20 protein-coding genes and 1 pseudogene are annotated in these 21,770 nt (G+C 38.8%); 4 read left to right on the forward strand and 17 right to left on the reverse strand.

Annotated elements, in window-relative coordinates; genetic code table 11:
• Positions 1-58: 58 nt before the first annotated feature.
• Positions 59-1,111: a hypothetical protein gene (locus BIV20_RS13870; RefSeq protein ID WP_330554328.1), complete on the reverse strand. Its 1,053-nt coding sequence runs from the start codon at positions 1,109-1,111 to the stop codon at positions 59-61.
• 168 nt (positions 1,112-1,279) lie between these two features.
• Here BIV20_RS13870 and BIV20_RS13875 point away from each other — a divergent pair.
• Positions 1,280-2,675: pseudogene (locus BIV20_RS13875) on the forward strand (transposase).
• Between the two features lie 321 nt (positions 2,676-2,996).
• Here the strand turns inward: BIV20_RS13875 and BIV20_RS13880 are convergent.
• The 3 genes from BIV20_RS13880 to BIV20_RS13890 all read right to left on the reverse strand — a co-directional run bounded on the left by BIV20_RS13880 (position 2,997) and on the right by BIV20_RS13890 (position 7,071).
• Positions 2,997-4,046, reverse strand: a complete 1,050-nt coding sequence (locus tag BIV20_RS13880) for a hypothetical protein (protein WP_075722018.1) — start codon at positions 4,044-4,046, stop codon at positions 2,997-2,999.
• A 16-nt stretch (positions 4,047-4,062) separates the two neighbouring features.
• Positions 4,063-5,850 (reverse strand): leucine-rich repeat domain-containing protein, encoded by a 1,788-nt coding sequence (locus tag BIV20_RS13885; RefSeq protein WP_075722017.1) that lies wholly within the window; start codon positions 5,848-5,850, stop codon positions 4,063-4,065.
• 264 nt (positions 5,851-6,114) lie between these two features.
• Entirely contained in the window at positions 6,115-7,071 is a 957-nt protein-coding gene (locus BIV20_RS13890) for a hypothetical protein (protein ID WP_075722016.1), read from the reverse strand.
• A gap of 247 nt (positions 7,072-7,318) precedes the next feature.
• On the opposite strand from BIV20_RS13890, the gene BIV20_RS16720 reads away from it, so the two are divergent.
• Positions 7,319-7,480: a helix-turn-helix domain-containing protein gene (locus BIV20_RS16720; protein ID WP_192848895.1), complete on the forward strand. Its 162-nt coding sequence runs from the start codon at positions 7,319-7,321 to the stop codon at positions 7,478-7,480.
• Between the two features lie 54 nt (positions 7,481-7,534).
• Here the strand turns inward: BIV20_RS16720 and BIV20_RS13895 are convergent, their stop codons facing one another.
• From BIV20_RS13895 to BIV20_RS13905, 3 genes are all read right to left on the reverse strand, one after another.
• Positions 7,535-9,418, reverse strand: a complete 1,884-nt coding sequence (locus tag BIV20_RS13895) for a sigma-70 family RNA polymerase sigma factor (RefSeq protein WP_075722015.1) — start codon at positions 9,416-9,418, stop codon at positions 7,535-7,537.
• Between the two features lie 4 nt (positions 9,419-9,422).
• Complete coding sequence (locus BIV20_RS13900) at positions 9,423-9,569, reverse strand: hypothetical protein (protein ID WP_158024956.1); 147 nt, start codon at positions 9,567-9,569, stop codon at positions 9,423-9,425.
• A gap of 320 nt (positions 9,570-9,889) precedes the next feature.
• A complete protein-coding gene (locus BIV20_RS13905; RefSeq protein WP_083655326.1) occupies positions 9,890-10,534 on the reverse strand; it encodes a trimeric intracellular cation channel family protein in 645 nt (214 codons plus the stop codon).
• A gap of 378 nt (positions 10,535-10,912) precedes the next feature.
• Here BIV20_RS13905 and BIV20_RS13910 point away from each other — a divergent pair, with 378 nt between their 5' ends.
• Positions 10,913-11,791, forward strand: a complete 879-nt coding sequence (locus tag BIV20_RS13910; RefSeq protein WP_158024955.1) for a hypothetical protein — start codon at positions 10,913-10,915, stop codon at positions 11,789-11,791.
• Between the two features lie 48 nt (positions 11,792-11,839).
• On the opposite strand, the gene BIV20_RS13915 is transcribed toward BIV20_RS13910, so the two are convergent.
• From BIV20_RS13915 to BIV20_RS13930, 4 genes are all read right to left on the reverse strand, one after another.
• Positions 11,840-13,474, reverse strand: coding sequence for a Na/Pi cotransporter family protein (locus BIV20_RS13915; RefSeq protein WP_075722012.1), 1,635 nt, complete (start codon positions 13,472-13,474; stop codon positions 11,840-11,842).
• A 186-nt stretch (positions 13,475-13,660) separates the two neighbouring features.
• Positions 13,661-14,161 (reverse strand): Gx transporter family protein, encoded by a 501-nt coding sequence (locus tag BIV20_RS13920; RefSeq protein WP_075722011.1) that lies wholly within the window; start codon positions 14,159-14,161, stop codon positions 13,661-13,663.
• 19 nt (positions 14,162-14,180) lie between these two features.
• A complete protein-coding gene (locus BIV20_RS13925) occupies positions 14,181-14,555 on the reverse strand; it encodes a NusG domain II-containing protein (RefSeq protein ID WP_075722010.1) in 375 nt (124 codons plus the stop codon).
• A gap of 13 nt (positions 14,556-14,568) precedes the next feature.
• Positions 14,569-15,627 (reverse strand): FAD:protein FMN transferase, encoded by a 1,059-nt coding sequence (locus tag BIV20_RS13930; protein WP_075722009.1) that lies wholly within the window; start codon positions 15,625-15,627, stop codon positions 14,569-14,571.
• Between the two features lie 197 nt (positions 15,628-15,824).
• Here BIV20_RS13930 and BIV20_RS13935 point away from each other — a divergent pair, with 197 nt between their 5' ends.
• Positions 15,825-16,787, forward strand: coding sequence for an RluA family pseudouridine synthase (locus BIV20_RS13935; RefSeq protein ID WP_075722008.1), 963 nt, complete (start codon positions 15,825-15,827; stop codon positions 16,785-16,787).
• Between the two features lies 1 nt (position 16,788).
• Here BIV20_RS13935 and BIV20_RS13940 read toward each other — a convergent pair whose 3' ends face one another.
• From BIV20_RS13940 to BIV20_RS13965, 6 genes are all read right to left on the reverse strand, one after another.
• Positions 16,789-18,204 (reverse strand): glutamate synthase-related protein, encoded by a 1,416-nt coding sequence (locus BIV20_RS13940; protein WP_075722007.1) that lies wholly within the window; start codon positions 18,202-18,204, stop codon positions 16,789-16,791.
• A 76-nt stretch (positions 18,205-18,280) separates the two neighbouring features.
• The gene (locus tag BIV20_RS13945; protein ID WP_075722006.1) at positions 18,281-19,069 is read right to left on the reverse strand and encodes a hypothetical protein; all 789 of its coding nucleotides are present in this window, start codon (positions 19,067-19,069) and stop codon (positions 18,281-18,283) included.
• A 10-nt stretch (positions 19,070-19,079) separates the two neighbouring features.
• Positions 19,080-20,606: a hypothetical protein gene (locus tag BIV20_RS13950; RefSeq protein WP_075722005.1), complete on the reverse strand. Its 1,527-nt coding sequence runs from the start codon at positions 20,604-20,606 to the stop codon at positions 19,080-19,082.
• A gap of 11 nt (positions 20,607-20,617) precedes the next feature.
• The gene (locus BIV20_RS13955; protein WP_075722004.1) at positions 20,618-20,893 is read right to left on the reverse strand and encodes a hypothetical protein; all 276 of its coding nucleotides are present in this window, start codon (positions 20,891-20,893) and stop codon (positions 20,618-20,620) included.
• Positions 20,894-20,927: 34 nt separating this feature from the next.
• Positions 20,928-21,209 (reverse strand): hypothetical protein, encoded by a 282-nt coding sequence (locus BIV20_RS13960; RefSeq protein WP_075722003.1) that lies wholly within the window; start codon positions 21,207-21,209, stop codon positions 20,928-20,930.
• Positions 21,190-21,675 carry a hypothetical protein gene (locus BIV20_RS13965; protein ID WP_143524586.1) on the reverse strand — a complete coding sequence of 162 codons (486 nt, stop codon included), beginning with the start codon at positions 21,673-21,675 and terminating at the stop codon, positions 21,190-21,192. Before BIV20_RS13965 ends, BIV20_RS13960 begins: the two co-directional genes overlap by 20 nt.
• Positions 21,676-21,770: the final 95 nt, after the last annotated feature.

A 21,770-nucleotide genomic window follows, 5' to 3' on the forward strand; every position in this document is an offset into this window, starting at 1 on the left:
TAACAAAAGTGATACAAAAAATTGGACAGCAAGTCCGCAGGCTCACTGTCCGTTCTTCTTATTTGTCTGGTTTTCCCAGTTCTGCAGGCGTGTGACGTTCTCCACAACTGTTGTCCGCGCAGAAGTAGTAGTCGATGTACTGTTCCGTAACGGCTGGATGATGAACGGTTTCTGTGACTTCTTCGTTTTTTGTCACTGTTTGTGTGAAGCATGCCGTTGGGTATCCGTGATATTGCATCCAACCCATGAAATCGCGACCCGCTGCTACACCTTCTGGTTCGTCCATCCAAGCCTGTGTCAAGTCAAAGGATGGGTCCCAGTTTGCGAATAGATGGTCGTAGTCACGTTGCACGGTGTGTGTTACTTCTTCGTCATAGGCTTCCTGTACGACTCTTGTCGCATAGTGCGGTTGCCACTGATGATTGTGGGTTGGCTGTGTGGGCGTTGGGGTTGGGGTTGTTGGCATAATGAAGGAACCTATCAGGTGTCCGTCGGTTGTGTCCATACTGTAATAAGTTACTCCGTCTGTGATAAGTCCTCTGGCTACCATCCCATTCCAATGATAGAACACAATTCTTCCCCATGGGTCATAGGAGAATCCGTTATTCATAAGACTTCCATCCCAGTTGGCATATCCGTAGTCTGTTCCATTGGCAAACTGGAACCATCCTTCGTTTTCCATTTTTCCATTGGCATTCAGGTAATACACCTTATCCCCCACAAAGGTAATCTGGTCTTTGTAGAGATATCCGTTGGAATCAAAGTAACAGGTGTAACCTACACTTGGACAATACTGAAAGTTCGTGAATACTTCATGTCCGTAAGAATCCAGATAGATGATATGCTCTCCGTCCGGATGGTAAGTAAGTTTATCCTTCATCGGGGTTCCGTCTGCCTGCAGATAGTAGGTATATGCTCCGTCGAAGAAGAAGGCGTCTGTTACTAAGGTTCCGTCTGGCAGTGTGTAATGGGTTCCGTCCCAGTCCCCACCTACTTTTGTAATGTCGTAGTGCGGGACTGTTCTGCCGCCTTCGGCAGCGTGCGCTGGGGTTGTTATCCCTGTAAATAGCAACGTGATACTTAGCATCATCGTTAATAATTTTCGCTTCATATGTTCTCTCCTTTTCTATTTTGTGTTATTTAGGCGTTTGCGAAACGCCAAAAGCCGCATAAATACAGCATTTTTTGTTGCCAAAATAAAATATCTCCTCAAGGTTTATGGTAAAATAGAATTGTCGAGAAACTAATCAACCATCCACCTGAAAGGAGATATACTCATATGATAACACATAAGCAGCTCACTTTGGCAGAAGTTTTTGAAGATTGTCAAAATAAATTTGACAATGACAAATATCAGTTTCTAATACTTCTTGATGAAGCCATTAACCTTGATGAAATTGTTCCTGTTTCTTTTGTGTCTCATTTTCACGCTCGTACCGGAAGACCTCGTAAACATCAGCTTTATCCTATGCTGAAAGCTCTTCTGATCCAGCGTATCTTCTCAATCCCGACTGATATGCTTTTGATTGTCTTTCTCAAGTACTCTCAGGAATTGCGTGATTTCTGTGGATTTGATGTGGTTCCAGATGCCTCAAAATTCACTCGTTTCAAACAGGATTTTCTTTCGGACTTACAATCAATGTTCGATCACATGGTTGATCTGACTGAACCGATATGCCAAAAGCTGGATTCTGCTCTTGCATCCATGACCATCTTCGATACCTCCGGTATAGAGGCCTGGGTCACTGAAAATAATCCCAAATACGCTAACCGTATTATCAAACAGCTGAAAGCCTTTAAAAAATCTCATAACCTTGATGATTCTTACGACCCTTATAAGGCTGCTTATGGTTCCATGCCTTCCCATGCTGCCTCTAATCAGGCTATCCAGCAAATGTACATCAATGGGCATTTCTGTTACGCCTATAAGTTTGGCATTATTACAAATGGACTTGGTATCGTTCGTGACATCACTTTCTATAACAAAGACTTCCTGAATACTCATCCTGATATCGTTGTGGAGAAAAAATCGGATTCTCCGGACGAGGATAAGTCGCTCGCTGACTCAAAAGCATTACTTCCTGTTTTGATTGATTTCTTCCAGAAACATCCGCTTATTGAACCAAAGACTTTTCTGGGCGATGCAGCCTTTGATACGATTGAAATCTACAAATCTCTTTTTGAAGAAATCGGATTTCAAAAAGCTTTCATTCCCCTTAGAGTAAAACTCTCCATGGAAGAAAACGGCTGCACATTCAACGAGAACGGCATTCCCTGTTGCCCTCACGATCCTTCACTCCCAATGAAAAGAGAAGGAAGTAAATCTCATTTAAAAAGCAAGATTCCAACCATGAAGTTTGTATGCCCCAAAATGAAATGGGAATACAATCCGGCAGATAAATCCAAACGTCGCGTCTGCCACTGCGATAACCCCTGTACAACTTCTTCCTGCGGACGAATGATCTACATCTATCCGGAGAAAAACCTCCGCGCGTATCCGGGTGTCGAACGCGGTTCCGCCGAATGGGATGAAACTTACAAAATCCGAGTCAATGTAGAGAAATCTATCAATCACTTTAAAGATAGTTTCTGTATTGCCGGACGTAAAACTCAAAATGAGAAAACGCTCCATGCAGATCTTCTTCTCGCCGGTATTACCCAGCTTGTTACTGTGATGGTTGCTGATAAAATACATAAACACCAGTATCTTAGAAGTTTGAAACCTCTCATCGCATAGGGCTTACCAATTCCATAAATCCATGGGATTTATTTCGTGTGCCAAAAAATACCTGGTATCCACTTTTCATACCAAGAATCCTGCATTGCAGGATTCTATCCTTGTATTCAATCAGGATTGCGAACTTGTTTCGCAATTACCTATTTGTGTTATTGATTTCTTCTTGTATCCGCCCGAACGGCGGTAGCCGTTGTGCTGATAATCTTAGATACTTGAAAGAAATTGGACAGCAAGTCCGCAGGCTCACTGTCCGTTCTTCTTATTTGTCTGGTTTTCCCAGTTCTGCAGGAGTGTGACGTTCTCCGCAACTGTCATCCGCACAGAAGTAGTAGTCGATGTACTGTTCCGTGACTGCTGGGTGATGTACGGTTTCTGTAACCTGTTTTTCTACGGGTACGACGCCGTTGTGTACACCACAGTCAATTCCTTCATATGCTAACCATTCAGTGAGGGTTCTCCCTGCAGCATAACCGTCTGGGTCGTTTCTACACATAGCGGTCAAATCTGTGTTATCTTCATTTGAGAAGATATGTTCTTCCCCCACCGTCACGGTCTTCGTTACGGTTTCGTCATAGGCTTCCTGTATAACTCTTGTTGTATAGTGTGGTTGCCACTGATGGTTGTGAGTTGGCTGAGTAGGCGTTGGGGTCGGAGTTGTTGGCATAATGAAGGAACCTGTCAGGTGTCCATCAGTTGTGTCCATACTGTAATAAGTTACTCCGTCTGTGATAAGTCCTCTGGCTACCATTCCGTTCCAGTGATAGAACACAATTCTTCCCCATGGGTCATAGGAGAATCCGTTATTCATGAGTGTGCCGTTCCAGTTGGCGTAACCGTAGTCTGCACCGTTTGCAAACTGAAACCAGCCGTTCTGCTCCATTGCCCCGTTGGCGTTTAAATAATATACGTTATCTCCTACGAAGGTAATCTGGTCTTTGTAAAGATATCCGTTGGAATCAAAGTAACAGGTATATCCTACACTCGGACAATACTGAAAGTTCGTGAATACTTCATGTCCGTAAGAATCCAGATAGATGATGTGTTCTCCGTCCGGATGGTAAGTGAGTTTATCCTTCATCGGAGTTCCGTCTGCCTGCAGGTAGTAGGTATATGCTCCGTCGAAGAAGAAGGCATCTGTTACTAAGGTTCCGTCTGGCAGTGTGTAATGGGTTCCGTCCCAGTTCCCGCCTACTTTTGTAAGGTTATAGTGGGGAACGGTTCTTCCACCTTCTGCTGCGTGTGTTGGAATGGTTGTTCCTGTAAATAGTAATGCAACGCTTAGCATGATTGTCAATAATTTTCGTTTCATCTTGTGTTCTCTCCTTTTAGTTCACCGGAAAACTACCCACATAATGACCATCTGTCTCATCCATAAGATAATACCACTGACCGTCTGTGATAAGTCCACGTGCTACCATTCCATTCCAATGATAGAATACCACTCTTCCCCATGGGTCATAGGAAAATCCACAGGTATTTAAAGTTCCATCCCAGTTGGCATATCCATAATCCATACCATTACCAAATTGGAACCATCCTTCATTCTCTAGTTTTCCATTCAGATTCAAATAATAGGTCTTGTCTCCCACAAAGGTAATCTGGTCTTTATAGAGATACCCGTTAGAATCAAAATAGCAAGTATATCCTACGCTCGGACAGTATTGGAATGAATTGAATACCTCATGTCCGTTAGAGTCCAGATAAATAATGTGTTCTCCGTCCGGATGATAGGTAAGGGTATCGCGCATTGGGCTTCCATCTGCTTGTAAATAATAAGTATTAGAACCATCAAAGAAAAATGCGTCTGTTGCTACCGTTCCATCTGCCATTGTATATTGATTTCCATTCCATGTACCACCATTTGATGTAAGGCTATAATATGGTACAACACGACCTGCACCGGAATCTGCTAAAAATCCTTGATTATTAAACCACTCTTCCCCCTCATCTTCATCATTCAAAAGTGAAGACGGAAGTTTCGTCCTTGCTTCAGTAACTGTAATCTTATTTCCGGAAAAACTGGTAAATATAGGGATTTTGCCCAACCGCACGCTAAGTGGCAATCCAGTCAAATCCGGTAAGGATGTAAGATTGTTATTTGCCACCTGTAACACCCTTAATATAGAAAGTCCTTTCACTGGTGTAATATCTGTTATTTCATTATTTTCTAACCCTAAGAGTTCTAGATTTGTTAATCCACTTAGTGGTGTAATATCTGTTATTCTATTATTATTCAAATATAAATATTTTACACTCATGAAATCCTTTAATTGTGCAATATCTATTTGTGCGTTATCACTTAAGGATAATGTTTCTAAGTTTGTAGCACCTTTCACCGGAGAAATATCCGTTATTTTATTGCTATCTAAGTATAAATGCTTTAAATTTTTCATCCCACTTAACGGTGTAATATCTGTTATTTCATTTTCTTCTAATTCTAAAGCAGTTATATTTGTTAATCCACTTAGTGCTGTAATATCTGTTATTCTATTTTTTCCTAATTCCAAAGAGGTTAAAATCGTTAACCCTTCTATTGCTGTAATGTCTTCGATATTATTACTATCCAAGCTTAAAGATGTCAAATTCGTCATTCCGCTTAGCACTGTAATATCTGTTATTTCATTTCTTCCCAAACTTAAAGATGCTAAATTCGTTAACCCACTTAATGGTGTAATATCTGTTATTTTATTATGATACAAACATAAACTTGTTAGATTTGTCAACCCGCTTAATGGTGTAATATCTGTTATTGAATGGTCAATCAGCGAAATCATATTAAGATTCTTAAAATACTCAATTCCCTTTAAACTTTTAATACGTTTCTCTTCAGGTCTTTCTCCTCCCCATTCCCATTCAGGAGCTATTCCAGTCATCACCCACATTTGTGCCTCTGCTTCTGCCACACTCAGACGCCCATCACCGTTTTTGTCAGACTGACTCAACAATTTATCATACAACACCTTATCCGGTATCCCTGTCTCATCGTTTTCAATATAAGTCGTTTCTTTTTCGCTTGTAGTTTCTTCTGCTGCTAAGCTCGGAAACGACTGGCTAAATGTCATTCCAGCTACAGCAATCGCTGTTACCATTGCGAAAACACTTCTCTTCTTCATCAATTGCTTCCTCCTTTATCCTAATCCTGATTCATTTTAGATACCACATAGAATCCTTATGGCTTTATTCTACAGCAATTTTTCTCAAAATAAAACAATGTTTTTAAACTCGAACAAATTTTGAACAAATTTCATCAGCAGTTTTTTTACAATTTGTATTTATAATAATCTTGCGCTGCTTTCTCTGTAGTTCTCTGTGACTCTTTCGCAATATTGACACGCCGATTGGCTTCATACTTCATTCTCAAAATCAAGATACCTATTCTATTTATTATTTATTTCTTCACAAACTTCCTTCTTTAACTTCTCCTCTAGCTCAGAATTGTTCTTATCCACTTCGACACCCTTTGACTTTGGTGTATCTAAACAAATACCATTTACTTCAGATTCTACACGAGTTACAAAAACAGTTTTTTTACCGCATTTCCATCCGGAATAAAAGGAATCATATACTAAACCAAAAGACTTATTTTCCAACGATATACGTTCACAATAAACAGAAGGTTCTTCTGATATTTCTAACGAATATAGCATATCAGATTCACTATATGTACTAACCCCTGAGCCTTCCCCTTCTCCAACTATTATTAACTTCTCCGATACTGCAGAATTTCCAGATGAATCTGTAATAACATTTAAAGCATATGTATTTTCAACTGGACCTTTTGGTTGCCATTCCTTCAATATCTCCAATCCCCTCTTCGCATCTTCATCCGTAACTCCCAAAAATACTTCATCACTTTCAGACCATGGTCTCTTCTGTTCAATTGCTTCTTCTTCACTAACTCTTGGTGCATATTTTCCCTGTTCCAACAGTTCTATATCGTGAGCCCATTGTTCCTCAAACAGTCTTATTCTTTTCTCTCTATAACTTTTTTTTGCCTCTTCGGCGACTTCCAGTATTTCTTCATCTGACATGTTAGATAATTCTCCAAATGTTCTATCCACATACTTACCTTCTATTTCTGTCACTTTCCCATCTTTAAAAATATATAAATCCGGTTGTTCTTCTTTATCTATAGCTTTCACCTTATAGAAAATCACAGGTTCCTCATTCCTTAAAAATTCGCTTAACGGAACTTGTCCCTTATTTTCAGTCTCTTTTTCTGCCTTCGGGGTATCCTTTTCTGTTTTTGCAACCTCTCCTTCTGAATTGCCACATGCACATAACATCAATGACATTCCCATAACTAAACCTAACATTTTAACCATTTTTTTCATTCTCTTTTTCCTCCTTGGATATTAATTTTTTTGTTTTGTACCCCTATGACATGGTGAGTTTTAAAAAAGTTTTAAAAAATTAAAATTTTTTTGAAAAATTTTTATACACCTTATTTTTCCATTAAATCATAGCATATTGTGATTATCTCCACAATGTTTATTTTTTCACAACACACATATAATAAACTTGTTATATAAGTATAAGGAGTTGGTTGACATTATCACTTTTGATCCCTTATGGAAAACCATGGAAGCTAAAAATATTTCTCAATACAAATTATTGAAATCCGGTATCGATAACAAAACACTGGATAGTTTAAAAAAGAATAAAAACATCACGGTAAATACATTAGGAAAGTTATGCGAAATATTAGATTGTACTCCGAATGATATTATAGAATTTAAGTAAGAAAGGGCATCACAAACAGATATCATAATCTATTTGTGATGCCCTTTTCTTTTTCTAATCAAGCAATTTCATTAACTCATAAACTCTGTCTCTGGTCAGCTCTGCAGCCTTCTCATTCATAACCATCGGTTTCATAGATCCACCTTCATACTCAGCGCCTGCTTCACTAACCATCTCTTCTTTCATTGCGACCCACTCACGTTGTTCTACAGTAAGTTTACTCATTGTCTCTGTATCCAACGTCTGTTTCAAAACACTCCATACATCGTTTAACTTAGCATCCCACAATTCATACAACTGCAATGTCTTTTCATTATAATCTGCTTGTGTAAGTGCATCCTGCGCAATAGAAGTTTCTAAATCAGAAGCCCTTTCTTCCGCAGACTCTATATCTCTGTTTATTCTATCAATAATATTGTAACTTGAAAAAACATATTGTTCTTTTTCATCATACAACACATAAAATGAAATTTCTGTATCACTATTCTTCAAGACAGCATTACCATTTAGCCATTTCTTAACTTCTTCCGGAAGTTTATCAAGTGAGGTTCCTGGCAAATAAATCAAAAACTCCTCTACCCCCTCCACGCCATAAGCTTCCTCATAATGGTACAAAACACCATCCTCAATTTCTTCTTTTCCTACTTCTTCATCATAACTCAATTCACGAATTCGCATTGAATATGTATACTCATTTACCTTCACAGGTTGTGCAAACTGCCCAGAAAAATTACTGATGTTTATCGTTCCATATGGATGGTCTTCTCCTGTTTCTCCCATATTACTATCATGATATCCTCCCGAAAAACTTCCATCAGCATAAATATCCATACCAGTTCCCCATGCACCGGCACCACTCGAAAAACTAAATGAAAAATATTTTAAATCTTCAAATGACAATGTATCTTCTTCGTCCTGAGAAATTTCTTCTTGTGGTTCTACATTTTCTTGCTGCTCCTCACGTTCTTGCCTTTCTACTTCTTCTACTACTTCCTCTGTAGATACATCATCTTCTTCCTGTTCATTTACAACTTCTGCTGTTTCTTCCCCAGAATTCCAAAGTGATACTCCTACTGCTACAGCTCCTCCTGTGATACAAATTCCAATTGCTGCCGCTGTAATTTTTCCTGCTACAGTATGAATAAATCCACTTTTTGCTGCTTTCGTCGCTGTCCCTATACCTGCTTTTGCTGCATTTCCGGCTCCAGCTGACATTCCCGCACTACTAGAAGCATTTACCGCTTGGGCAACATTTTTCGCTATTATATCGTTTGCAAACTCCAACGCACCTTCTGCTGCCATAGATTGCTTTTCTGACATAAGCAAATATACAAGCAATGGAGTTGGTGCAATGCTGTATAGCTTGTATCCCTTTTTCTGTAATTCTTCTGCTTTCGCCTTAAGGTTCTTTCTTCCATAATTCAGTCTGGATTTTACTGTATTTTCGGAACAGTTCAGAGCCTCGGCTATTTCACTGATGCTTTCTCCCTCTATATGGAACATCAAAATACACATTCTCTGCTCTTCTGATAATGAACTTATCAGTTCTTGCACAAGCTCTTGTGTTTCCTGTCTGGTATATGCAATTTCTGGCTGACTTTGTGTATTTTCATCCTCTATTTGATATTCAAGACTTTCATTTTCTTCGTCTGTCATAATATCAGAAAACAACATCGGTTTCTTCTTCTGCAACGCATTTTTCGCTGTATTCGCCACTATGATTCCAAGCCACCCCGAAAACGCTTCCGGATTATCCAGCATATCCAATTTTGAAAATGCCCTGATATATGCATCTTGCAACACATCCTTGGCTGCCTCTTCGTTCTGCATATATTTCAATGCAAGATAATATTTACTTTTGTAAGTATCTTCATATAAAAAATTAAATCCTTCTTCCTTGCCTTCTTTAGCAAGTTGTACTGCTTGCGTATAATTCATTCTCTCATCTCCACCTTTTCTTCTTTTTGTTTAAAGTTTCTTGCTGTACAACATTATAAATACTTTTTTTAGCACCTATGTCTTCCTCGTATTCTTCCATATCCCGTCGTATAAGACAGATAAACCATTGTATAAAACTTTTTTTCTTCATGCCAATTACCTCCATTATACAACCAAGACACAGAAAATTGGAAAAAAGTTTTATATTTTATTTTTTTTTACAAATATTGTCTAACGCTGCTGTTGCCTCATACTGGAACGGATAAAACTGATTCTTTTTCTGCGCTCTTTAAATCTTTCCATTTCTGAAATTTCTTCTCTTCTAAAGAGCTTTCCAGATATTTCTCTCAATAGTTCTCCGAAAGAACTCATAAGTTTTCTTAAAATAAAGAATCGTCAAATAAACCAAGCATCTGTTGTACTTATGAAAAAAAGAAAATTTTATCCTTCTGCTATTCCTGTTATCCATAACTATTTTTTCACGACCCTCGGCAAATCCCACTTATAATGAGCTGCCAACAAACGAATTACAATAATAACAAAGAAACCTGCAAATATGGCCGGATTCTCTCCCAGGTATTTCCAACAGTATACAGTAACAACAGCACCTAAAATAGAAGCACAGGCATAAATGTGTTTTACAAAAATATACGGCAATTCATTTGCCATCGTATCGCGCAACACACCGCCGCCTACTCCTGTAATCACGCCAAGAAAGACCACAAGAAACATATTAGAATCAAACTCAGAATGCATTCCGGCATTTACACCATCTACAGTAAATACAGCCAAACCTAACGTATCAAATAGAAACAACGTCTTCTCGTATAAATTCACATAACTACTCTTGACATTCTTTTTATTCCAATAAGCATAAACAAATACGCTATTTGCAATAATAACCGCTACCAATGTATAAATAGGATTTTGAAACATTTCCGGCGGAACATCCCCAATCAAAACATCCCGCAGCATGCCTCCACCGACAGCTGTAATAATTGCCAGAATGTTTACCCCAAAAATATCCATTTCTTTTTTAATGGCAACCATAGCACCGGATATTGCAAATGCTATCGTTCCCAGAATATCCATACAGAACATAAATGAAAGTGCCATCATCATTACCTCCACTTAAATGCAATTTTAATTCATCTGCATTATAAGGGAAGTCTCCGGCATTCGTCAATGTATATTTTATGGCAGTTTTTTCCTTTTCCTAATTTAATAGTTGTGAAAAAAGAAGCAACATGTTAAAATGTGTGCAAAAGCATATTTTCTAAGATTCTGGGCGTAATGCCATCTATTTTTTCTAAAGATTCTTTCATCAGAAAATCCGTGCTTTTACTCGTATCAAACATCAAAAGCAGGAGATTCTGTAAGAGCCTCCTGCAATATCAAGGAGGACAATAATTAAGTCTGTATAATGCGGTAAACGGAACAGATTACGATAATCCTGAAGATTTAGAAGTAAATACATTGGAAAATGCTATTTATATGAATATGAAAAATGATATATCCTTTGTGTTTGACGTGGAATTGAATCTTTACGAGCATCAATCTACTTACAATCCAAATATGCCTCTTAGGGACTTACTCTATATTGCGAGACTTTTAGAGAAAATGACCACAGACCGTTCCTTGTATGGCATATCACTGGTTCAGATACCAACACCAAGATTTGTGGTATTTTATAATGGAACAGAAGAACAGCCAGAACGTCAGATACTGAAACTTTCAGATGCATTCGAAAAGAAGGTAGCGGAACCGGAAATAGAGTTAAAAGTATTAATGTTAAATATCAATCTTGGAAAAAATAAAGAAATCTTAGAAAGATGCAACACTTTGCAAGAATATATGATTTATGTAACTAAAGTGCGGGAATATGCGGCTACTATGAATATCCAGACTGCAGTAGAACATGCGGTAAATGAATGTATTAAACAAGGAATTTTAAGGGATTTCTTGCTTAAGTATAAAGCGGAGGCGATTCAGATGAGTATTTTCGAATATGATGAGGAACGAGAAATGCAGTTGATTAAAGAATCTATGCGTCAGGTATACTCAAAAGAAGGACGAGAGGAAGGTTGGAAACAAGGATTAGAAGAAGGGCGGAAAAAGGGATTAGAAGAAGGGCGGAAAGAGGGATTGGAGCAAGGTCTGGAGCAAGGTCTGGAGCAAGGTCTGGAACAAGGTCTGGAGCAAGGTCTGGAGCAAGGTCTGGAACAAGGTTTGGAGCAAGGAATCAAAGCATTTATTTTAGACAATCTGGAAGAAAGCATTCCAGAAGAACGCATCCTCGATAAATTACAGAGACGCTTTGAACTTAGCAAAGAACAATCAGAAATATATTTTAGGAAATACAGCAATAAGTAAGCCAAATTCGCCCTTAAGACCTACGTCTCAAGGGCGAACAAAATGATACTATTCTGTTACAATCTTTTCCATCTCCTGTGCAATATTCAATGCATGGTCTCCAATTCGTTCAAAATCCGTCAGCATTTCTGAATAAATAATGCAGGCTTCCTCGGAGCACTCTCCCAAACGCATACGTTCCATATGCTGTTCCCGATACTGAATTGTCATGTCATCCATACTTTGCTCCAGCTGTGCAATACGCATCATCCATTCAGAAGTTCCCCGTTTCTCATTTTCCAAGGTTTCAAACAACACTCGTAAAACCTGTTCCATTCGTTCCATTTCCTCCTGCGCCTTTTGTGAAAAAGCAATATGATGTTCCTGCAGTATTTCTGTATATTCTGCAATGTTTAATGCATGATCTCCTATTCGCTCAATATTTCCAATCATTTTAAAATACTGACTGGCATTGTAAGTCTCTTCTGCATTTGCTTCATTTACAATAGTTCTGGAAATATAGTGCGATATTTCCTTGTTTAAATAATCAATGTATTCCTCTGTTTCCACTATCACAGCTAATTGTTCAGAATCCCCTATCCGAAATGCCCAAAATGCCTTGTCTACGTTTTCCTTAGCCATCTCCAACATACGGAACACCTCTTGCTCCAGCTGATTCATATAAATAGCTGCCACACCTATGGTACGCTCTGCAGATTTTCCAAGGGGGTGCAAGTATTTTAGATGCTGCTCTTTGTTTCTCTCCTCCGGGCGCTCCGGAAGAATCTTTTTTGCCAACGCTGCCAGCCCAGTTCCTGCCGGAAGTAAAAGCAACGTTGTAACAATATTAAATAGTGTATGTACATTTGCAATTTGTGCCGCTGGATTAGATGTAAGTGATTCCATAAAGGAAACCAATGGTGTTACCATACACAATACGGTAAAGATTACCGTTCCTATCACATTAAACATTAAATGTATCAATGTGGTACGCTTTGCATTTCTACTGGTTCCAATAGATGCCAGAACCGCCGTAATACAAGTTCCAATATTTTGTCCAAACAACACATACACTGCACCGTCAAGTCCAATCAGCCCACTAACTGCAAGTGCCTGTAAAATTCCCACTGACGCAGAAGATGACTGGATGACTGCTGTAAATACAGCTCCCGCCAAAATTCCCAATGCCGGATTAGAAAATGTGGTCATTAAATCAATAAATGTTTCTGACTGCTGCAACGGCTCCATGGAACCGCTCATCATTCCCATTCCGATAAACAATACCCCAAGTCCCGCCAGAATCTGTCCAAAATGAGTATATTTCTGTTTTTTCAAAAACATAATCATTGCCACACCAATAAAAGCAAATAACGGTGCGATAGCCCCTACATCCAGTGCTATCAACTGTCCGGTTATAGTAGTACCGATATTGGCCCCCATAATAATCCAGACTGCCTGCTGCAACGTCATCATGCCGGAATTTACAAATCCTACTACCATAACCGTGGTAGCCGATGAAGACTGGATAATCGCTGTAATTCCCGCGCCTACTGCCACACCTAAGAACCGATTAGCCGTAAGTTTTTCCAGAATCTGCTTCATTCTGTTTCCGGCCGCTGCCTCTAATCCCTGACTCATCATCTGCATTCCATACAAAAACAGAGCAAGTCCTCCTAACAATTCCAGTATGTGTGTCGTTTCCATAAATCTTTTTCTTCCTTCCTGTATTAGTTACCCCTTCTGCTACTCTTTCCATAGAAAAAGGAGCTCCATACAGGGAACTCCTTTTTGTGCCTTCTTGAGCATATCAACTATTTATTTTACCGTCAATCCAACTGGAATTTCTTTAACACTTTCTGGGCAATCTCTTAATGTTTTCTTAGCATTATTTTATATCTGCCTATGAATAAACCCGGACAATCGTTTTATCAGAATAGCTCCTACCATTCCAATCACACCCCCGAAAAAAACACCGGAAACAAGAAGTACCGGAAGATAATAAAAAAGGCTGCTATTTTCTACCACTATGGCAGCCACTAAAATCTGCCCTATATTATGGAACACTGCACCTAAAACACTGACACCTGTAACAGAAAACAACTTCAGCTTTCGGGCAATTACCATTATCAGCAGGCTTAGCATACCGCCTCCCAGACTGTACATCATCATTGCCAGATTTCCAAACGTAAATCCGGTAAGCACGATACGAACCAATGATAAAACAAATGCCGGGCCTGTTCCCATGGTAAATAACGTCACAATAATTACCATATTTGCCAATCCTAATTTAATTCCCGGAATTCCCACAGTAATCGGAATCAACGACTCAATATAAGAAAATATAAATGCCAGGGCTACCAGCATTCCCATATACGCTACTTTTTTTGTCATAAGTTTTCCCTTCTAACTGTTAATTAGTGGATGCATCCACATCTGCTTCTTCTCCATTTTGTATCTCGACCACCACTTTATTAGGCAGGCAAACCAATGTTTCTCCCGTTTTATCTACCGGCTTATGATTTACACAGATTTTATCCGGACAAGAAGCTTCTTCTATACTCGCTGCTCCATCTTCGATAATCAGCAGATTATATCCACCACTTTCTGCTTCTATCTTTACCTCTCGGTCCTCTGACAGAGGATAACTTCCATACACCTCTCCATTTACTGTCACTACTGCCAGAGCATCTTTGGTATTCTGCTCACCATAGAGATTCACTCCCACCCAGGTTGTCAACGCAATCACTACAATAATTCCTATCATTATCACGTCATTTTTCTTCATCCTTATGCTCCTGTTATTGTGCCAGATAATCGGAAAATCCACTGGAATATTTTATGGTTCCATCATTCAATATCCACATAGCTTCTACATCTTGCATGGATTCTACCAATGCCTTTCCTGATTCATAATCCATATTGAATAATGCTGTAGACATCGCATCTGCTTCCCCGGAATCTTTCATAATAACAGAAACGGAAGCCATATGCTCTGACGGCATCATGGTATCTTGATCGATAATGTGGCAATAACGTTTTCCTTTTACCTCATAGTATCTCTGATAATTTCCACTGGTTACAATAGACATATCTTGCAGCTGTACCTTCTGCACATATTCCTCATCACTATCCAAATCCGGATTTTGAACCCCGACACGCCAATTTTCCCCATCTTCCTTTGTACCTACTACGCAGATATTTCCACCGGCACTGATTAAAAGATGTTCCATGCCATGTTCGCTGGCATATTCCGCTACCTGCTGCACTGCATATCCCTTTCCGATACTTCCTACATCCAGGGACATCTCCGGATCCGCCAGATAAACAGTAGAGGCTTCTTCATCAATAATAAGATTATTAATATCTGTATGTACCGCCCGTTCCTCCAACTCCTTCATCGGCGGAAGTTCTGCCTTAGCGGCATCTTCTAATCCTGCTTCTCGATAATCATGCCATAGACGCAACACACTTCCGTATGCAATATTTACCTCGCCACCTGTCTTTTCATAGGTTTCTTTTCCCAGTTTTAACAATTTTATAATTTCCGGCGCTACCTTTACCGGCTGTTTCCCTGCATTATCATTAATGGTCTTTATATTGTTAATACCTTCATAGTCATTATAAATGTCGTACAACTGATTATAATAGTCAAACTGTTCCTTCAGCTCACTTACCTGTTCGGTAAACACTTCCTGACTTTCTCCATAACCAATAATTTTCGTTACCGTATCAAACACATCTGTAAACTGTGCTTCATAACGATCTGTTTTCGATGCACCTTTTCCCTGCCAAAGCAACACTCCAACTAACACAACTGCTACTACGGCAAGAACCAGTGCCTGATATTTTTTCTTCATGTCCTGCCTCCATGCCTTCTATTATACTAAAGAACCATTTTCCAAACAAGAGTGTTGCTATTCCGTATTTATTTTTATACACATACCTATAAGCATGCCTAAATATTTGAAATAAATACAGAATAGTAGCGTTTTTCTTGAATCTACGATGGAAGTATGTTACTTTTAATATATTATAAAATAATTCGGGTGACAAAATGAAACGAACCTTTACTTATCAAATTACTTCTGCAGATGCAGGACATAGTATTGAACGCTTTTTAAAGGAACAGGGATTTTCCGGTCAGAATATCATTGACTTAAAAAAAATGCCGGAAAGTATTCTGGTAAATAATGTATGGGAGCATATGAACTATCGTCTTCAGCCACTAGACACGTTAAAGGTATGCATGGAAGAAACGGAATCCTCGCAAAAGATTATTCCTGTTCATCTTCCACTGGATATTGTTTATGAAGATGAAGACCTATTAGTAGTAAACAAACCGGCAGATATGCCTATTCATCCTTCCATGGGAAACTATGAAAATACACTTGCCAATGCTGTTGCATGGCATTATCACACCCAGGATATTCCCTTTGTGTTTCGTTGTGTTAACCGTCTGGATCGAAATACTTCCGGTCTTACCATTATTGCCAAACACATGGTCAGCGCAAACATCCTTTCTCAGATGGTAGCAGAACGTGATATTCATCGTGAATACCTTGCTATCGTTCAAGATAAATATTTACCCGATATGGGAATTGTTTATGCCCCGATTGGTCGCAAGGAAGGTTCTACCATTGAACGCATGGTAGACTTTATCAATGGTGACCGCGCAATCACCCAATATCAAGTACTTGGTAGAGAAAACGGCTATGCTTTAGTAGCGCTTCAATTGGAAACAGGACGTACCCATCAGATTCGAGTTCATATGAAATATATGAAGTGCCCGCTTGTGGGAGACAGTCTATATAACCCCAAGGAAGCCTCTTACCTTTCTACATTGCCAGAGGGAGAAACGGATACGCGGATTCTAAAGCGTCAGGCACTTCATTCTGCCAAGTTAGAATTCAATCATCCAATTACAAAGGAGCCTCTGTGTTTTACCCAGAAGCTCCCAGAAGATATGACAGAATTCTTAATTCAAAATATGTCATTTACTTACGAAGAATATAAATAATTTATACATGCGGAATATTCGTATACTCTGAAATCTCCCGGCTTGTGGTGCAAAGGTCTGCAACACTAAGATCGTGGAGATTTTCATGTCCCGTAATTCTTGCAAATGTCCTTAATTCCTCTAGTGTTACATTCAGATAATTTGCCACTCGCTTTGCAGACGTTTCAATATGTAAGCGTTTCCTCAATTCTTCATCCTGAGTAGCGATACCTACCGGACACATTCCACTTCCACAAATTCTATACTGTTGACATGCCGCTGCTATCAACGCTCCTGAAGCTACTGCCACCGCATCTGCGCCCATAGCAATTGCTTTTGCAACATCTGATGATACTCGAAATCCTCCCGTCATTACAAGAGAAATATCGGAATGTACCTCATCTAAGTATTTCCTTGCCCTGTATAACGCATATATCGTAGGCACACTGGTAGCATCCCTTATCATAAGAGGGCTAGAGCCTGTAGCTCCTCCTCTTCCATCAATGGTAATAAAATCTGGTTGCGCATAAACACAATATTCTAAATCCCGTTCAATATGTCCTGCTGCAATTTTGATACCGATTGGTCTTCCATCTGAACGATTACGCAATTGAGTAACCAGTTCTTTCAAATCTTCTTTTGTATTGATTCCCGGAAATCTGGAGGGACTTATAACATCCTGTCCCATTGGTTTGTTACGAGCTGCTGCAATCTCTGCTGTCACCTTTTCTCCCGGAAGATGACCGCCCATTCCAGGCTTGGTTCCCTGACCAATTTTTATTTCAATAGCATCTGCCTTTCGCAAGTTCTCATCCGTATCACCATACTTATTTGGCACATATTCAAAAATATAGCGATAAGATGCATCCCTTTCTTCCGGTAGGATTCCGCCTTCCCCGGAGCACATAGCTGCTTTTGCCTGAGCTGCTCCTTTTGCCAACGCAATCTTGACTTCTCTGGACAATGCCCCGAAAGACATATGAGAAACATACACCGGATTTTCCAGAATCATAGGACGCTTCGCATGTTTTCCAATTACCACCGTTGTGGTCACCTTTGCATTTTCATCCAAAGGCATTGGATTCAACTGCGCTCCCAAAATCAGAATATCATCCCAACTAGGCACATTTTTTGTCGTTCCCATTGCCGCATGAATAGAATGACCGGAAACTGCCATTTCATGAATTTCCTTCATATAGCGGCATGACTCATCCTGACGTGCATACTCTGCGGGATATGCAAGATTAACCTTGTTGGATTCCTTATTTGGAGTTTTTTCCTGCTTTCCCCCGCTCCGCTTCTGCTCTTTGTTCTCTACTTTCTGAAACTTCTCCACCGGCTGATGGCAAACCGGACATTCTGTTAACGTTTCAAACTTTTTTCCTTCTTTTTCTTCATCAAATAAATACCCACATACACTACACTTATAAACTGCCATAGAAGCCTCCTCCTTCTCCTTTGTTATGGCTTTATTATAGCATAAAAGTAAGACTTTCGGCAGTTTATTTATTTTTCTACGGAGTATTATTCTGAGGCTCACATTCTCTTAATGCTGCGATAAAATCATACATATTTTCCGGATAGGCTTCTTTCCCTAAACCTTTTCCTCCTGTCCGATAAATCGTTCCGTCCGAAAACTCAACTGCAAATGACCAATGATACCATGCAGTAGTTCCTTCCATACTTCCACCCTCATAGTAATCTTTCCAACTATATATATCATATTCTGAAATTAATTGAATCACTTTCTGTTTTATAGTATCATCCGTGTTTCCTACTAAATCCTCATTAGTAAAATAATCAATTCTTGCTCCATCGTAAATTCTTGTATTTTCAAAATCAAATACAACAGATTCCAAACTATCTCCAGAATTTACAAACCATGCAATTTTTATAATATCATTAACATTTCCTTTTGTAAGTACTTCATCTGCTACTTCATATAACATATATTCATAATTCATATACCCCTGACTTGCAAAATGTTCTTTATAAAATTTTAATTTTCTTGGTATATCATACTCATCAATATTATCCTCTGTAATTTGATAACGCCATAGAAAACTTTTTATATCTACACCCTCTAATTCTTCCTCGGAAATTCCATAGTTTTCTATTAAATATTCTTTTGTTATATTTTGCTTCACTTCTTTATCTTCTTTCTTATCTTTCACATCCTGTACCTCCACCACGTTTTTTTCTTCCTTTCCCTTTTTATCATTTTTTCTAGAACAACCATACAATAACATCCCCATTATAACCATACCAATACACAATAGTATTCTCTTTCTACTTTTCGTCATCATAACTCTCCTATTTTCTATAATATTCAGTCATCTCTGTTGCCATATCACCATACTGTTGCATTGTATTCGGAAAATACTCATCCATTACTTTTATTACCTCTGCATCACCCAGCATTTCAAAGCTAAAATAATGTGCCCACAATTCTTTTTCCTGATTTCCTGTTCTCTCACCAGTTTCCGGATCATACCAATATGTATACTCCCCCTTATGTGAGCCTTTTTCTTCCTTATCCCAATGCCCTCTTTCCCCCACAATTATATTATTTGTAACTCCTCCATATACATCTGATATACCTGCCATGTATTGTGTGCCAAGCCATATGCCCGAACTATTCTCATACCGATTTTCAATACTTATTGTATTTAATTTTTTATGCATATCATCTTGAAGTATTTCATATAATTCCTCTTCATCTTCCGATAATCTCTCTATATTCCCACCATTTTTAATACTTTCAATAATGTTTCCCACTGAGCATGTTTCAGACAAATTCATTGTACTGATATAATTTTCTATCTCCGTTTCTATATACGTATATACATCTCCCGCTATAATATCATAATTAGAACCATCCTTATACACATTAGAAAAATAGGTATCCCCATCTATATTATAATCAATGGCATGTCCACATTCATGAAAAAACGTAGTATAGGCCCCCTTGGGGCAGTGATAAAAGGCATCACTCGCACCAAAATTAATAGAATTAGCCGGTGTTCCGTCCTTTTTGTTTCCTGTTCGTGTAAAATAAGATTTATCCGCTAAATCCGTCCTCCCAATTGTATACGTCCCTAGCGACTCAAAAAACAATGACCGGTACGGCTCATCTGCTGTGTATGCAATATACATAATATTATTTCTGTCAAAATCATCAATTTGTGTGGCTGACGAGTCAAACAATTCCCGGAATCTCTGCGCTGCCTCCGGATCTAACATCTGATACAATACAACAACTCTCTCTTGCATTGCTTTATCATCTGCTGCATTTAACTGGGTCACATCTCTTCCCAATGCATTTACTTGACGATCTATATACGCCTCTATCTGCTCTCTTTTCCAATCTTCTATTTCCACTTCTTCGCCGCTTAAATACTGAGTTATCCACACTTCCGCCTCAGCATCCTGCATCCGATTCAGAATATCTTGAATTGATATATGCGCAGTTGCCAATGGATTTGTAAGATTTTGTGGTAAAATCATTTCAGACATTGCATTGATATATTCCCGATACTGTACCATTATAGCTGAAACATTCTGGAATTCTCCGGCATAGCTACTGTCTACTGACGCAACCTCCTGAAATATCTTGTCAATCTCTTTCTTTGTGGTATTATTTTTATCCAGTACTTTTTCATGATATTTTTCCACATTATCCAAGTAAGAATTAATACTCAATTCCCCGGCCCATGACTGAAATGCAAGTCCCAAATCTCCAAAAAAGTCTCCTACAGATTCCATCACGCCTACCGGTGTAACCTTGTCTATTTGACTGTATAATGTCTCCTTTGCTTCTTGCGAAAAATCCCTTATCATAATCCCCTTTTCTATCCTCCAATCTTCTCCGCCATTTTTTCATCTTCCCCTACAAATGCTTCTTCTGTTTTTTGCAGGAACTGCAAGGTATTTTCCAATAAAAATGAAACTGCCTCGTGCAAAAGTTTATATTCCTCGCCAACTTGTGCAATTTTTTCAAAAGCTTCCCCTTTTCCTTCCGCAGAAGTCGGAAGCGTACAATCTGTTGCATCCCATTTTTGCTTTAATGCCTGCATTCGCTGCCAAGCACTTTGCGTTACAAAACTTTGAAAACGTATTCTATCCATTTTTGCCCCTTTCCTAGCCTCATTTCCTAGTTACTTAATACAAGTAACTATCTGTCTCATCTATGTCAGCCTTATAGTTTTTCAGCATCTGCACTGCCAATTCCGATGTACTACCCACATGATTCTTTAATGTGGACGCAATTCCTATATAATTTTTTAATGCTTCTGCTGTTTTTCCTTCTGCAATTCCTTGCATTGACGTCTGAAAAAGTATCTGAATATATTCACCAAGAAACGTTTCGAATTGTTCTCCCTGATTTGTAATCCAATTCTCCATCTCGGATAAATATTCTTCATCAATAACGGTATCTGCCATGTTCACGCTCCCTTTCCTCTATACGACGAATCTCTCTTCTACACTCTGCAATACTATCGTTGTACTCCGAAATCTGTCTGTAACATTCTTCGATTTCATTATTTAATCTTCTGATTTTTTCTGCTACCGTTTCTTCGGCAACTGTTAATCCATCAAATACACGTTTCTGTTCACTACCGGATAACAGTTCATTCATACCTTGCTCAAAGCTTTGTACAATTCTTTGACTATATCTCTTTCTGGAAAACAATTCCCCAACCGCTAGGGACAGACTTTTTCTACGGTTTCTTTGAACTTCGTCAAACACTTCCGAATAACGGAAAATCTTTGACTTAAGACTTGCTAATTCACTAGCTTGCTGATTCTTCTTGCTGATTGCACTGTTGCAAGCCGCTATCTCACGCTCGTATGCGCTGATTTTGGTATAATAATACCCCTTATCATTCATTTTATACTCTTTCCCCAAAAAATTCCTCTCAAAACAACTCTTGTGTTGGATTATAAACATTTCTCTAAACTATGTCAATAGTTTTTTGGCTTCAGAAATATCCACATTCAATA

This window comes from Roseburia sp. 499 (assembly GCF_001940225.2).
In the GTDB taxonomy this organism is placed as follows: Bacteria; Bacillota; Clostridia; order Lachnospirales; family Lachnospiraceae; genus Petralouisia.

Bases quoted from the DNA above. Each gene is read 5' to 3' on its own strand.
- BIV20_RS13945 (WP_075722006.1), bottom strand. From the start codon at position 19,069: ATGACGAAAAGTAGAAAGAGAATACTATTGTGTATTGGTATGGTTATA.
- BIV20_RS13955 (WP_075722004.1), bottom strand. From the start codon at position 20,893: ATGGATAGAATACGTTTTCAAAGTTTTGTAACGCAAAGTGCTTGGCAG.
- BIV20_RS13930 (WP_075722009.1), bottom strand. From the start codon at position 15,627: ATGAAGAAAAAATATCAGGCACTGGTTCTTGCCGTAGTAGCAGTTGTG.
- BIV20_RS13885 (WP_075722017.1), bottom strand. From the start codon at position 5,850: ATGAAGAAGAGAAGTGTTTTCGCAATGGTAACAGCGATTGCTGTAGCT.
- BIV20_RS13925 (WP_075722010.1), bottom strand. From the start codon at position 14,555: ATGAAGAAAAATGACGTGATAATGATAGGAATTATTGTAGTGATTGCG.
- BIV20_RS13880 (WP_075722018.1), bottom strand. From the start codon at position 4,046: ATGAAACGAAAATTATTGACAATCATGCTAAGCGTTGCATTACTATTT.
- BIV20_RS13920 (WP_075722011.1), bottom strand. From the start codon at position 14,161: ATGACAAAAAAAGTAGCGTATATGGGAATGCTGGTAGCCCTGGCATTT.
- BIV20_RS13890 (WP_075722016.1), bottom strand. From the start codon at position 7,071: ATGAAAAAAATGGTTAAAATGTTAGGTTTAGTTATGGGAATGTCATTG.
- BIV20_RS16720 (WP_192848895.1), top strand. From the start codon at position 7,319: ATGGAAGCTAAAAATATTTCTCAATACAAATTATTGAAATCCGGTATC.
- BIV20_RS13910 (WP_158024955.1), top strand. From the start codon at position 10,913: ATGAATATGAAAAATGATATATCCTTTGTGTTTGACGTGGAATTGAAT.
- BIV20_RS13960 (WP_075722003.1), bottom strand. From the start codon at position 21,209: ATGGCAGATACCGTTATTGATGAAGAATATTTATCCGAGATGGAGAAT.
- BIV20_RS13915 (WP_075722012.1), bottom strand. From the start codon at position 13,474: ATGGAAACGACACACATACTGGAATTGTTAGGAGGACTTGCTCTGTTT.
- BIV20_RS13900 (WP_158024956.1), bottom strand. From the start codon at position 9,569: ATGAAGAAAAAAAGTTTTATACAATGGTTTATCTGTCTTATACGACGG.
- BIV20_RS13940 (WP_075722007.1), bottom strand. From the start codon at position 18,204: ATGGCAGTTTATAAGTGTAGTGTATGTGGGTATTTATTTGATGAAGAA.
- BIV20_RS13895 (WP_075722015.1), bottom strand. From the start codon at position 9,418: ATGAATTATACGCAAGCAGTACAACTTGCTAAAGAAGGCAAGGAAGAA.
- BIV20_RS13870 (WP_330554328.1), bottom strand. From the start codon at position 1,111: ATGAAGCGAAAATTATTAACGATGATGCTAAGTATCACGTTGCTATTT.
- BIV20_RS13935 (WP_075722008.1), top strand. From the start codon at position 15,825: ATGAAACGAACCTTTACTTATCAAATTACTTCTGCAGATGCAGGACAT.
- BIV20_RS13950 (WP_075722005.1), bottom strand. From the start codon at position 20,606: ATGATAAGGGATTTTTCGCAAGAAGCAAAGGAGACATTATACAGTCAA.
- BIV20_RS13905 (WP_083655326.1), bottom strand. From the start codon at position 10,534: ATGGCACTTTCATTTATGTTCTGTATGGATATTCTGGGAACGATAGCA.